Origin of the sequence: Neisseria sp. HMSC064E01, assembly GCF_001808875.1 — a bacterium.
Taxonomy (GTDB): Bacteria; Pseudomonadota; Gammaproteobacteria; order Burkholderiales; family Neisseriaceae; genus Neisseria; species Neisseria sicca_A.
On sequence record NZ_KV794977.1, the window covers coordinates 11,653 to 23,943 of the forward strand.

Sequence of the window (12,291 nt, forward strand, 5' to 3'; positions counted from 1 at the left end):
ATTCCCACCAAGACATTTAGGGGATTTCTCATAAGCACCTTCTTCTAGCAAACCTTACAAGCCATGATTACCAAACACATCGACCGCTCCCCACTGCTGGAGCTGGAGCAGTTCATTCAGAAGTGTAATGTATATTTGGTCATAAAAAACTGCACCTTGTGGGTTGGAGGGGATGCCCAACTTCTGGGGTACAGTTCAATTTTTTAGACGGCCTTTTTGTTTATATTCCCCATCCTTTTCGCAACAAATCCCTTGTTGTTAAAATCTCCGGCTTTTTCATTTGCCTTACAATGTCAAAATTAATAAATAAATCTGCCTTACGAATTGCATCCAGCGTCTTACTGTCGCTGATAAAAGGATATGGAGCAAAGGTGAACATCTCATTTTCTGCCAGCGGACCCCATAATTCGACACAGCGTTGAAAGAGCGGATTGCCATCATTGTCTTGCGTATCCAACTCTTCATATACCTGGAAACCGAAGAAACCATCAATCACTTCTCCGTCTCTTCCGTCCTGAATCCAATCGCTGAAATCAGGATCACGTTTAGATATCCATCCCCACAACCCAATAATCTTATAGTCATTACCAAGTTCGCTATTCCACACAAACAGATCCCCAAATCCTGAACGGGCAATCACATAATGGGATTGCTTTTCTAACTCATCTTCCGGCAACCATTCTGCTAGAATGTCCTCGTAGTCTTCCGGATTGGTCAGCCAAAATATTCCGTCCTTAAATCCGCAAAAACCGAATTCCTGCCAATATTCCAGCAAACGGTCAGGCAATTTACCGCGATATTTGGCCAAGGTTTCAGTTGAAACCGACGTGGAAGCAAATGGCATTCCAAATTTTTCAAAAAAATATTCTGATCCTTCAGTTTGTTTGAATAGATTCATATGTTTACTCCTTCTATGTCGGACAACGGTTAAATTCTACATTCATATTGGCATTTCCCCATGCCTTTTCTTCATTTCACTGACGTAATCATCAAGTAGCTATGGATTGGGGCAAGACCTAACACAACAGAAAGGTCGTCTGAAAAACAATTTTCAGACGACCTTTGGAGAAGCTCTATTTTTAAGAAGCCAATACGCGCGGGAACAGGATTTCATTTTCCAAATGGATATGGTTGGTCAAATCGTCCACCATTTCGCGTGCCAATGTATACAGGCGCGTCCAGCTTCCACAAGCGTTTTCGGGAACAGTCAGATTATTGGTCAATTCAAGCAGCTTGGCTACGGCTTGGTCGTGTTCCTCATGCTCGTGCATCATCACATTAATCGGCATGGCCGCTCCGCGACCGACGCCTTGTTTGATCATCGGAAACAGCATGCGCTCTTCCTTCATCATGTGCATCAGCAGTTCGTTTTGCATATAGGCAAGCAACTCCGGCACTTCAGCCGGAAAACTGTCGGCGTGTACTTCGGCAACTTTTTGCGCCAACGGAACCAGTTCTTCAAATTGCCCGCGGTGTACATCGTGGTAGCGTTGCAGGATATGGTCGATGGTTGCACCAAACGGCGCGGTTTCCCATACGGTAAAATCAGTCATGGCAGTATCCTTGGATTTGTGTCAGGCCGGCGTATTCAGACGACCTTTTTAAAGATGGATTTTTTATGAATGTATATAACGGAGTGAAGGATACACCTGCAAAACTGATTTGTATAGATGGAACCGAAACGTATAACAAATTGAGAATAAAAGTGATTTATTTTTAAAAGAGAGACTGGAGTAGCTTGCAACCTGAATTAAAGGCAATAAAAATAGCCCGTCTTAATCAAGACGGGCTATTGGGAATCTGGCAGAGAGGAAGGGATTCGAACCCTCGATACGCTATTCACGTATACACGCTTTCCAGGCGTGCGACTTAAACCACTCATCCACCTCTCTGTGGAATCAAACATATTTTGCTGCCTGATATTGTATCTTAATCAGACAAATAAATCTATTCAATAAAAAATCCGGATAAGCCGGATAATTGATTTGGTGCCCAGGAGAAGACTCGAACTTCCACACCCGTGAGGATACTAGCACCTGAAGCTAGCGCGTCTACCAATTCCGCCACCTGGGCAATTAGAATGGAGATAAGCAAAGTAGCACGACCAAAAGCCTTGGTGCCCAGGAGAAGACTCGAACTTCCACGCCCGTGAGGACACTAGCACCTGAAGCTAGCGCGTCTACCAATTCCGCCACCTGGGCTTTGCTTTATTTCCTGTTTTGCGTTACAGTGATTGACTATTTCGCAAAGAAGCGGTCATTATATATTTTAGAAAAAGAATGTCAACCAATAAAATGAACAAAAATATTAAATCTTTAAATTTACGAGAAAAAGACCCGTTTTTGAAACGGGAGAAACAACGTTACGAACATCCACTGCCAAGCAGGGAGTGGATCATTGAATTATTGGAACAAAAAGGCGTACCGTCGAAAATCGAAGTCTTAGCACGCGAATTGTCGATTAAGGAAGAAGAGTACGAATTTTTCGAACGTCGTCTGAAAGCGATGGCGCGGGACGGTCAGGTTTTAATCAACCGACGCGGCGCGGTTTGCGCGGCGGATAAATTGGATTTGGTCAAATGCCGTGTTGAGGCACACAAAGACGGCTTCGGCTTCGCCGTACCGCTCATGCCCACCAAAGACGGCGACTTCGTTTTATATGAACGCCAAATGCGCGGCATCATGCATGGCGACATTGTTACCGTCCGCCCTGCCGGCATCGACCGCAGAGGTCGTCGTGAAGGTACGGTTTTGGATATTGTTGAACGCGCGCAAAGCAAAGTGGTCGGCCGTTTTTATATGGATCGCGGCGTGGCGATTTTGGAAGCCGAAGACAAACGCCTGAATCAAAGCATCGTCTTGGAACCTGACAGCGTCGCGCATTTCAAACCCGAATCCGGTCAGGTCATTGTCGGCGAAATTGAGACTTATCCCGAGCAAAACCGCCCTGCCGTGGCGAAAATCATCGAAGTATTGGGCGATTATGCCGACAGCGGTATGGAAATCGAAATCGCTGTGCGCAAACACCATTTGCCGCACCAATTCAGCGAAGCGTGTGCCAAAGCCGCGAAAAAAATCCCCGACCATGTTCGTAAAAGCGATTTGAAAGGCCGCGTCGATTTGCGCGATTTGCCTTTGGTCACCATAGACGGCGAAACGGCGCGCGATTTTGACGATGCCGTGTTTGCCGAGAAAGTCGGACGCAATTACCGTTTGGTCGTGGCGATTGCCGATGTCAGCCATTATGTCCGCCCCGATGACGCTATCGACACGGACGCGCAGGAACGCAGCACCAGCGTTTACTTCCCGCGCCGCGTGATTCCGATGCTGCCGGAAAACCTGTCCAACGGCATCTGCTCGCTCAATCCCGATGTCGAGCGTTTGTGCATGGTGTGCGATATGGTCATCACTTATGCGGGCAATATTAAAGAATACCGCTTCTACCCTGCAGTTATGCGTTCGCACGCCCGTCTGACTTACAACCAAGTCTGGGATTGGATTTCAGACGACCTCGACCATCCGCACAAAGCCCAAATCGACACCCTTTACAAACTCTTCAAAATCCTTCAGAAGAAACGCTTCGAACGCGGCGCGGTGGAGTTCGAAAGCGTCGAAACCCAAATGCTTTTCGACGACAACGGCAAAATCGAAAAAATCGTGCCCGTTGTCCGCAATGACGCCCACAAACTGATTGAAGAATGTATGTTGGCGGCGAACGTTTGCGCGGCAGAGTTCCTGATAAAAAACAAGCACACCACCCTCTTCCGCAACCACTTAGGCCCGACGCCCGAAAAACTCGCCACCCTGCGCGAGCAGCTCGGCTTATTGGGTTTGCAACTGGGCGGCGGCAACAACCCGACACCGAAAGACTATGCCGCACTTGCCGAACAATTCAAAGGTAGACCCGATGCCGAATTGCTGCAAGTCATGATGCTGCGCTCCATGCAGCAGGCAGTTTACGAACCGCATTGCGACGGACACTTCGGCCTTGCCTACGAAGCATACGCCCACTTCACCTCTCCCATCCGCCGCTATCCCGACCTGACCGTCCACCGTGCCATCAAAGCCGTATTGAACCAGCAAACCTACACGCCAAACAAAAGCTGGCAGGCTTTGGGCGTGCATACCTCGTTCTGCGAGCGCCGTGCCGACGACGCCAGCCGCGACGTGGAAAACTGGCTGAAAACCTATTACATGCGCGATAAAGTCGGCGAAATATTCGAAGGCAAAATCTCCGGCATGACCAACTTCGGTCTCTTCGTTACACTGGACGGCATCCACATCGACGGCTTGGTACACATCAGCGATTTGGGCGAAGACTATTTCAACTTCCGTCCCGAAATCATGGCGATAGAAGGCGAACGCAGCGGCATCCGTTTCAACATGGGCGACAAAGTCAGCGTCCGAGTGGCACGCGCCGATTTGGACACCAGCAAAATCGACCTGACCTTGATCAGCGGCGGCACCAGCGGCAAAAAACGCAGCACTAAAACTACTGCCTCAACCGGCTCGAAAACCAAGCGCAAACTGACGGCGAAAGAAATCGACGACGCGATGAAAACACCTGTAAAACAGGAAAAACCCGCCACCAAACGCCGCAGCAAAGCCCAGACTGCCAACGAACCGGCAACGTCGTCTGAAAACGGCAAAAAGAAAACCGCCAAAGCCAAACCGGCAGCGGAAAAAGCCAAACGCAAAGACAAAAAGCCAAGCAAAAGCGTGAAAATCAAGGTGAAAACCTCGGATACCGCGACAACCAAGCGCAAAGGTAGAAGCAAGGCTAAATAGTTTGTCTTTTGGCTAACTTCAAAAGCTGTTTAACGGACAGGTAAGATAAAAAACGGCGGTTGTTCATCATCTATATTTCCATACAATCGTCGTTCCATTTCACCTTAATTCAAGACCAAAAAGGTCGTCTGAAAACCTGTTTCCAAGTTTTCAGACGACCTTTGTCTTTGATTGTCGGACGAATCCTGTTATTTCACCTTAGTCGCCATCAGCGTATGCAACCGGCGGTTGTCGGCGCGGGCGACAGTGAACTGCAAACCACCGATAACGACTTTTTCGCCGCGCACGGGCAGATGTCCCAATTCCTGAATGACCAGCCCGCCGATGCTGTCGGCTTCTTCGCTGCTGTAATCCGTACCGAAAAAGGCGTTGATGTCTTCGATTTCGGTTACGGCGTTGATACGCCAGCGCTCGGTGGAAACGGCGTGGATATTGTCCGCGCTTTCGTCTTCGTCAAACTCGTCCTCGATGTCGCCGACGATTTGTTCGATGATGTCTTCAAAAGTTACCAGACCCGACGTGCCGCCGTATTCGTCGATGACGATTGCCATGTGGTTGCGCTGCTCGCGGAATTCTTTCAAAAGCGCGTTCAGCGATTTGCCTTCGGGTACGAAAACGGCAGGACGAAGGATGGATTTGAGGTTGAACTGCTCGGGATTGAACATGAATTTGAGCAGGTCTTTGGCGTGCAGGATGCCGAGGACTTCGTCTTTGTCTTCGCCGATGACGGGGAAGCGGGAATGGGCGGTTTCGATGACGTAGGCAGTGATGCGCTCGATGCTGTCGTTTTCTTTCAAAACGTTCATGTGGCTGCGGGTAATCATAGCATCGCGCACTTCCAAGTCGGAAAAGTCGAGGACTTTTTCCAGCCGCAAAAGTGTATCCGCGTCAAACACTTCCTGCTCGTGCGCCTGCCGCAGCAGGCTGAGTACGTCTTCGGCGGAATCGGGTTCGCCGGCAATTCGGGAAATCAAACGTTCAAAAAATGTCGGTTTCGACCGGGTGTCGTCCATTTCAGTATTCGTCCTCTTGGTAGGGGTTGGGATAACCTGCCGCCTGCATCAGGCGGATTTCGAGCGCCTCCATTTCTTCGGCCTCAGTCTCTTCTATGTGGTCGTAGCCCATCAGGTGTAGCGTGCCGTGCATGGTCAGGTGGGCAAAGTGCTGCTCGGCGGTTTTGCCCTGCTCGGCTGCTTCTTTTAAGACAACTTGCGGGCAGATGATCAAATCGCCGCAAAGCTCGTCTGAAAACTGATCGGGCAGGATTTCGCCTTCGTTCAAGGCAAAACTCAACACATTGGTGGCGTAGTCTTTGCCGCGGTAATCGCGGTTGTAGGCGCGGGCTTCTTCTTCGTCCAGAAGAATCAGGCTGATGTCGGCGCGGCGGTATTCGTTTTTCAACGCCGCCCATGCCCAGCGGTAAAAATCGCGTTCGCTTGGAAGATTGGCGGCGGTTGAGGCGTTTTCAAAATTCAGGCAGAAACGTTGCCGCTGCAACGATAAGAAAGGATATTTTTTGGCGCGCTTCATGCTGTAAGGCTGTTGGGTTTAAAATGTTTTTAGAGAATAAGTTTTATTTTACGGCAGTATGCACTAACATCATGCTGACAGACCCTGTATTCCGTTTCTTGCGGTCTGTCGAAATCGGCATTTCAATGCCGGTACACATTATAGTTTATTTCGTTGCAATAGATATAGTACAACACTTTCTCTGACAGATTCTCAGCGGAATACCCTTCAACCACGGTAATTGCAAATGAACAAATTTCTTTTCCCCATACTGATTGCCCTGACAGCCTGCTCCCCGCAAAACAAAATCGAAACGTCGACTGCCCAACCGACGGAAATGCCGGTAGAAAAAAGTGGCGGAGATACAGTCAAAATGACAGGAACAGTCCATTATTCGCTCGAACAGGCTGAATTTACCGCCGACGGTAAAACCTATTTCCTCAACGGCGGCGACAGCCTGATGGACCAAGTAGAAAAGAACCGCCTGAGTTCCGGCTCATATAACGTTACCCTGAACAATATCTGCATTCAGGGGAAAGTATTGACCAAAGAACAAAACCAAGGCAACGGATTCGGTCCCTTGGGCAAGTACAGTCAGGCGGTTACCGTAGAAAGTTTGTGTTAGACTGTCGAACTTCCCGCCTCATGAATTAGAAAACCAGAAACTGCAAATGAACCCGAAAAAACTCGTTATCGCCAGCCGTGAAAGCCTGCTTGCCATGTGGCAGGCAAAACATATCCAAGGTCGTCTGAAAACCCTGTATCCCGACTGCGAAGTCGAAATCTTGGGCATGACCACGCGCGGCGACCAGATTTTGGACAAAACCCTGTCGAAAATCGGAGGCAAAGGTCTGTTTATCAAAGAGTTGGAACAAGCCTTGCAGGACGGACGCGCCGATTTGGCAGTGCATTCGATTAAAGACGTGCCGATGGATTTGCCCGAAGGCTTCGCCCTTGCCGCCATCGGCGAGCGCGCCAATCCGTTTGACGCATTCGTATCCAACCAATACGCGCGTTTGGAAGAAATGCCCAAAGGCGCGATCGTCGGCACATCCAGCCTGCGCCGCGAAGCCCAGTTGCGCGCCCGCTATCCGCACTTAGTTATCAACCCCCTGCGCGGCAACGTGCAAACCCGCCTGTCCAAACTTGACAACGGCGAATACGATGCCATCATCCTCGCCGCCGCCGGATTGCAGCGTTTGGAACTGAACGAACGCATCCGCCTGATTCTCTCCGAAGCCGACAGCCTACCCGCCGCCGGACAAGGCGCGTTGGGTATCGAAATCGCCGCACACCGCACCGACCTTCTCGACGTCTTGAAACCCTTAAACCACGACGTCACACACGCCTGCGTAACCGCCGAACGCGCCCTCGCCCGCGCTTTGGGCGGAAGCTGCCAAGTGCCGCTTGCCGCGTATTGCACCGAAGAAGACGGCCTGCTCACCCTGCGCGGACTGGTCGGACATCCCGACGGCTCGGTAATATTGCAGGCAGACGCGCAAGCCCCCGCCGCCTACGCCGACGCACTCGGACGCACGGTCGCCAAGAAACTGGCGGACGACGGCGCGCAAGAATTGATTGAAGCCGTTTTGAAAGAACAAGCCGAATAAATTGGTTCACGAGAAAAGGTCGTCTGAAAACGCCACAGCGGGTTCAAACCCGTTGAAACCTCGTTTTCAGACGACCTTTTTTGCTTATAACTTTTGGTTTGCAGCACATAACCAATCAGTCTTTCACGGCAAACGCCAATCGGAGTAATATGCCACATTCCGTTCAATACACTGAAAACAAAGGTATAAATATGGCACGCTTAACTGTACACACCGTCGAAACCGCTCCCGAAGCAGCAAAACCCCGCGTCGAAGCCGCACTGAAAAACAACGGCTTCATCCCGAACCTCATCGGCGTATTGGCAAACGCGCCCGAAGCGTTGGCGTTCTATCAAGAAGTCGGCAAACTGAACGCCGCCAACAGCCTGACTCCCGGTGAAGTCGAAGTCATCCAAATCATCGCCGCCCGCACCAACGAATGTGGTTTCTGCGTGGCAGGCCACACCAAGCTGGCAACCCTGAAAAAACTCCTGTCCGAACAATCCATCAAAGCCTCGCGCGCGTTGGCGGCAGGCGAATTTGACGATGCCAAACTGGGCGCGCTCGCTGCGTTTACCCAAGCCGTGATGGCGAAAAAAGGCGCGGTATCCGATGCCGAACTCAAAGCCTTCTTCGACGCGAGCTACAACCAACAGCAGGCTGTCGAAGTCGTGATGGGCGTTGCCTTGGCGACTTTGTGCAACTACGTCAATAACGTCGCGCAAACAGACATCAACCCTGAATTGCAGGCGTTCGCCTGATTCTGACTGAAGGTCGTCTGAAAAGCGTCGGCAAAACCGTTTGCCCGTTTTCAGACGACCTTTTTCAAAAATGCCGTCCCTGTAACAGACCGCATCCCCTCTCAAACGGAACGCTCCCGCGCCGTCTTCACACATTTTCAAGGATAAGATCATGAACCGTGAAACCTTATTGTCTCAAGTTGCCGAACTCGTCAAAGCCAAACTCAAACCCTTAGTGGACGAAATCGACCGCAATGGCTTGTATCCCGAAGAATTTATGCGCGAACTCGGCGCTATCGGCGGATTCGGCGCAGTCGGTACGGAAGCGGAAGGCGGCAACGGTTTAGGTTTGGCGACGCAAATCGCCGTCCTACGCGAAGTTGGCAAAGAATGCGGCGCAACCTCGTTCAGCGCATGGTGTCAGGCGGCTTGCGCGTGGTATCTGCACCAAACGCCCAACCAAGCCGTCAAAGACAAATACCTCGCCGACATTCTGCAAGGAAAAGTATTGGCGGGTACGGGCATGTCCAATACGGTCAAACACCTCGCCGGTATTGAAAAACACAATCTTCAAGCCGAGCGCGTGGACGGCGGCTACACAGTCAACGGCGCGCTGCCGTGGGTATCCAACATCGGCGAAGACCACATCTGGGCGAATACCGCCCAAATCGGCGACAGCTACGTCATGTTCATCACCGGCGGACAATGGGAAGGCGTAACCCTGCAAGCCTGCCCCGAATTTTGCGCCCTCGAAGGCACGCGCACGTTCAGCCTGAATTTCAAAGACGTATTCATCCCTGACGAAGACGTAATCGCCGCGCCCGAAGAGTTCTCCGACTACATCGCCACCATCAAATCCGGCTTCATTCTGCTGCAAATCGGCATCGGCGCGGGCGTAATCGACGGCAGCCTCGGCATCATCCGCATCGCCAACGTCGTCAACGCCGATGTCAACAGCTACCTCGACGACAGCTACGACAGCCTCAAAGCCGCCCTGGACGAAGCATGGCAAACCACCGAGCAACTGGCGGACTTGGCTTGGAACAACACCCCCGACAACCTCGCCACGCTGAAACTGCGCGCCGCCGCCTCCGAGCTGACGCTTGCCGCCGCCCAATCCGCCGCCTTACACGCGGGCGCAAAAGGCTATCTCATGCGCAGCCCCGCCCAACGCCGCGTCCGCGAAGCCATGTTCGTCGCCATCGTTACCCCAGCATTGAAACACTTGCGCAAAGAAATCGCGGCATTGGAAGCGGCGTAAGGTTTTGAAACAGACCAAACAAAAGGTCGTCTGAAAACCTTTTGCCGACCGTTTTCAGACGACCTCAAATATCAGAAGGAACAAACCATGGCACAATATATGTGCGGCCCCTGCGGCTGGATTTACGACGAAGACCTCGGCGACCCCGAACACGGCATCGCCCCCGGCACCAAATTCGATGATATCCCCGACGATTGGAAATGCCCGGAATGCGGTGTGGGCAAAGAAGATTTTTATCTGCTGGATTTCGTGATATAGCTTTGGACACACTAAAAAGGTCGTCTGAAAACGTTGAGTCAAACGGTTTCAGACGACCTTTTTGATTTTGTGATAACGTGGCTGCGATTAAGCGTTTTCATCTCGCCAGCGTTTGAACACCAGCGAAGTATTCACGCCGCCGAAAGCAAAATTGTTGCTGACCACATAATCCGTTTCGATTTCGCGACCGCCGCTCAAAATATAGTCCACCTTGCCGCAGCGCGGGTCGATGTCGTGCAGATTGACGGTCGGGGCAAACCAGCCGTTGTTCATCATTTCAATGGTGAACCACGCTTCCAGCGCGCCGCACGCGCCGAGCGTATGGCCGAGATAGCTTTTTTGCGAACTCATGGGCACGAATCCGAACACGGCTTCGGTCGCCAGCGTTTCGGCGATGTCGCCTTTTTCGGTCGCCGTACCGTGACCGCTGACGTAGCCGACTTTATCAGGCGTAATACCCGCGTCTTGCAGCGCAAGTTCCATACATTTCTGCATGGTTTCTTTTTGCGGCTGGGTAACGTGGCTGCCGTCGCTGTTGGCGCCGTAGCCGACGAGTTCGGCATAGATTTTCGCTCCGCGCCGTTTGGCGTGTTCCAATTCTTCCAACACGAAAATCCCTGCACCTTCGCCGATGACCAAACCGTCGCGTCCGTTGTCGTAAGGACGCGGGGTCAGTTCGGGTTCGCCGTTGCGGCGGCTGGCGGCGTAGAGCGAGTCGAAAACATAAACTTCGGACGGACAAAATTCTTCGCCGCCGCCCGCCAGCATCATGTCTATCATGCCGTATTTGATGGCTTCGTAGGCATAGCCTATGCCTTGACTACCGGACGAACACGCGCTCGATGTCGGGATAATGCGCCCTTTCAATCCGAAAAAGATACCGATATTGGCGGCGGTCGTATGCGGCATCATGCGCACATAGGTATTGGCGTTGAAATTGCGCGATGTGCCGGTGTTCAGAAGTTCGCCCATATCGCCGATGTCTTTGGTGCTGCCGACAGACGAACCGCACGCCACGCCCATGCGTCCGTCGGTAATGCTTTCGTCGCCAAGCAAACCCGCATCCGTCAGTGCCTGTTCTGCCGCATCGACACACAGATGCGACACGCGTCCCATGCTTCTGAGCTGCTTGCGCGTCCAATGTTCCGGCGGGGCGTAGCCTTCAATCGGCGCACCCAGTTGCGCTTCCAATTCAGGGAAACGTTCGCGCCAATCCATGTATTTGACGGCATTTTTTTCGGCTTTAAACGCCGCCTGTATGCTTTGCCAATTGCGGCCGAAGGCAGTAATGCCGCCTATGCCCGTTACTACGACTCTTCTGGTATTCAACACAAACCTCCGTTCACCGCAATCACTTGGCGCGTGATGTACGCCGCTTTTTCATCCATCAGGAAGCGCACCGCATGCGCCACTTCTTCCGGCAGCCCCATACGCGCGGCGGGGACGGCTTTCAAAATTTCTTCGACGGGTACGTTTTCATCGACAATGTCCGTATCGATCAAACCCGGCGCTACACAGTTGACGGTGATTTTGCGCTTCGCCAGTTCGACCGCCAAGGCTTTCGCCGCACCGATTAAGCCCGCCTTAGACGCGCTGTAATTGACCTGCCCGCGGTTGCCCGTCAAGCCGGACACTGACGCCATGCACACAATCCGTCCGGCTTTGCGGCGGCGTATCATCGGCATGGTCAACGGGTGCAACACATTATAAAAACCGTCCAAATTGGTACGCAGCACCAAATCCCAATCGTCGTCTGAAAACGCGGGGAAGGCATTGTCACGCGTCAGTCCGGCGTTCAACACCACGCCGTAATACGCGCCGTTTGCCTCGATGTCGGCAGTCAGAATATCGCGACAGGCTGCGCGGTCGGACACGTCAACCTGCAACACCCTCGCCTGTCTGCCCAATGCTCGGATTTCTTTCGCTACGGCTTCGGCTTCATCGCGGCGGCTGCGGCAATGGACGACGATATCAAAGCCGTCCTCAGCCAAACCGAGTGCGACGGCTTTGCCTATGCCCCGGTTGGAGCCGGTAATTAAGATGGTTTCGCTCATAATGTTTCCTATTGGTTGGCGCAGTCTGCTTATTTATATAGTGGATTAAATTTAAACCAGCACGGCGTTGCCTCGCCTTAGCTCAAAGAGAAC

General features: G+C 52.0%; 12 protein-coding genes and 3 tRNA genes. 6 read left to right on the plus strand and 9 right to left on the minus strand.

Annotated elements, in window-relative coordinates; translation table 11 throughout:
- Window positions 1–220: 220 nt before the first annotated feature.
- From HMPREF2572_RS12325 to HMPREF2572_RS12345, 5 genes are all read right to left on the minus strand, one after another.
- Complete coding sequence (locus HMPREF2572_RS12325) at window positions 221–898, minus strand: GAD-like domain-containing protein (protein ID WP_070498901.1); 678 nt, start codon at window positions 896–898, stop codon at window positions 221–223.
- A gap of 181 nt (window positions 899–1,079) precedes the next feature.
- A complete protein-coding gene (gene dnrN / locus HMPREF2572_RS12330; protein WP_003757595.1) occupies window positions 1,080–1,553 on the minus strand; it encodes an iron-sulfur cluster repair protein DnrN in 474 nt (157 codons plus the stop codon).
- Window positions 1,554–1,801: 248 nt separating this feature from the next.
- A tRNA-Ser gene (locus HMPREF2572_RS12335) sits at window positions 1,802–1,892 on the minus strand.
- Window positions 1,893–1,986: 94 nt separating this feature from the next.
- Window positions 1,987–2,073: transfer RNA gene (locus HMPREF2572_RS12340), tRNA-Leu, on the minus strand.
- A gap of 41 nt (window positions 2,074–2,114) precedes the next feature.
- Window positions 2,115–2,201 (minus strand) — tRNA-Leu (locus HMPREF2572_RS12345).
- Between the two features lie 93 nt (window positions 2,202–2,294).
- Here HMPREF2572_RS12345 and rnr point away from each other — a divergent pair.
- Window positions 2,295–4,787: a ribonuclease R gene (rnr, locus tag HMPREF2572_RS12350; RefSeq protein WP_148132351.1), complete on the plus strand. Its 2,493-nt coding sequence runs from the start codon at window positions 2,295–2,297 to the stop codon at window positions 4,785–4,787.
- A gap of 188 nt (window positions 4,788–4,975) precedes the next feature.
- Here the strand turns inward: rnr and HMPREF2572_RS12355 are convergent, their stop codons facing one another.
- Together HMPREF2572_RS12355 and ybeY are read right to left on the minus strand one after the other, a co-directional pair.
- Complete coding sequence (locus tag HMPREF2572_RS12355; protein WP_016687244.1) at window positions 4,976–5,800, minus strand: HlyC/CorC family transporter; 825 nt, start codon at window positions 5,798–5,800, stop codon at window positions 4,976–4,978.
- Window position 5,801: 1 nt separating this feature from the next.
- Window positions 5,802–6,317: an rRNA maturation RNase YbeY gene (gene ybeY / locus HMPREF2572_RS12360; RefSeq protein WP_003757572.1), complete on the minus strand. Its 516-nt coding sequence runs from the start codon at window positions 6,315–6,317 to the stop codon at window positions 5,802–5,804.
- A gap of 226 nt (window positions 6,318–6,543) precedes the next feature.
- Between ybeY and HMPREF2572_RS12365 the strand changes: the two genes are divergently transcribed.
- From HMPREF2572_RS12365 to HMPREF2572_RS12385, 5 genes are all read left to right on the plus strand, one after another.
- A complete protein-coding gene (locus HMPREF2572_RS12365; RefSeq protein WP_070498903.1) occupies window positions 6,544–6,921 on the plus strand; it encodes a hypothetical protein in 378 nt (125 codons plus the stop codon).
- 46 nt (window positions 6,922–6,967) lie between these two features.
- Entirely contained in the window at window positions 6,968–7,906 is a 939-nt protein-coding gene (gene hemC / locus HMPREF2572_RS12370) for a hydroxymethylbilane synthase (RefSeq protein WP_070498904.1), read from the plus strand.
- A gap of 191 nt (window positions 7,907–8,097) precedes the next feature.
- Entirely contained in the window at window positions 8,098–8,646 is a 549-nt protein-coding gene (locus HMPREF2572_RS12375; RefSeq protein ID WP_070498905.1) for a carboxymuconolactone decarboxylase family protein, read from the plus strand.
- A gap of 151 nt (window positions 8,647–8,797) precedes the next feature.
- Window positions 8,798–9,886, plus strand: coding sequence for an acyl-CoA dehydrogenase family protein (locus HMPREF2572_RS12380; protein ID WP_070498906.1), 1,089 nt, complete (start codon window positions 8,798–8,800; stop codon window positions 9,884–9,886).
- An 87-nt stretch (window positions 9,887–9,973) separates the two neighbouring features.
- A complete protein-coding gene (locus HMPREF2572_RS12385; protein WP_003757556.1) occupies window positions 9,974–10,144 on the plus strand; it encodes a rubredoxin in 171 nt (56 codons plus the stop codon).
- Between the two features lie 87 nt (window positions 10,145–10,231).
- Here HMPREF2572_RS12385 and HMPREF2572_RS12390 read toward each other — a convergent pair whose 3' ends face one another.
- Window positions 10,232–11,476 carry a beta-ketoacyl-ACP synthase gene (locus tag HMPREF2572_RS12390; protein ID WP_070498907.1) on the minus strand — a complete coding sequence of 415 codons (1,245 nt, stop codon included), beginning with the start codon at window positions 11,474–11,476 and terminating at the stop codon, window positions 10,232–10,234.
- Window positions 11,470–12,198, minus strand: a complete 729-nt coding sequence (gene fabG / locus HMPREF2572_RS12395) for a 3-oxoacyl-ACP reductase FabG (protein ID WP_070498908.1) — start codon at window positions 12,196–12,198, stop codon at window positions 11,470–11,472. Before fabG ends, HMPREF2572_RS12390 begins: the two co-directional genes overlap by 7 nt.
- Window positions 12,199–12,291 lie beyond the last annotated feature (93 nt).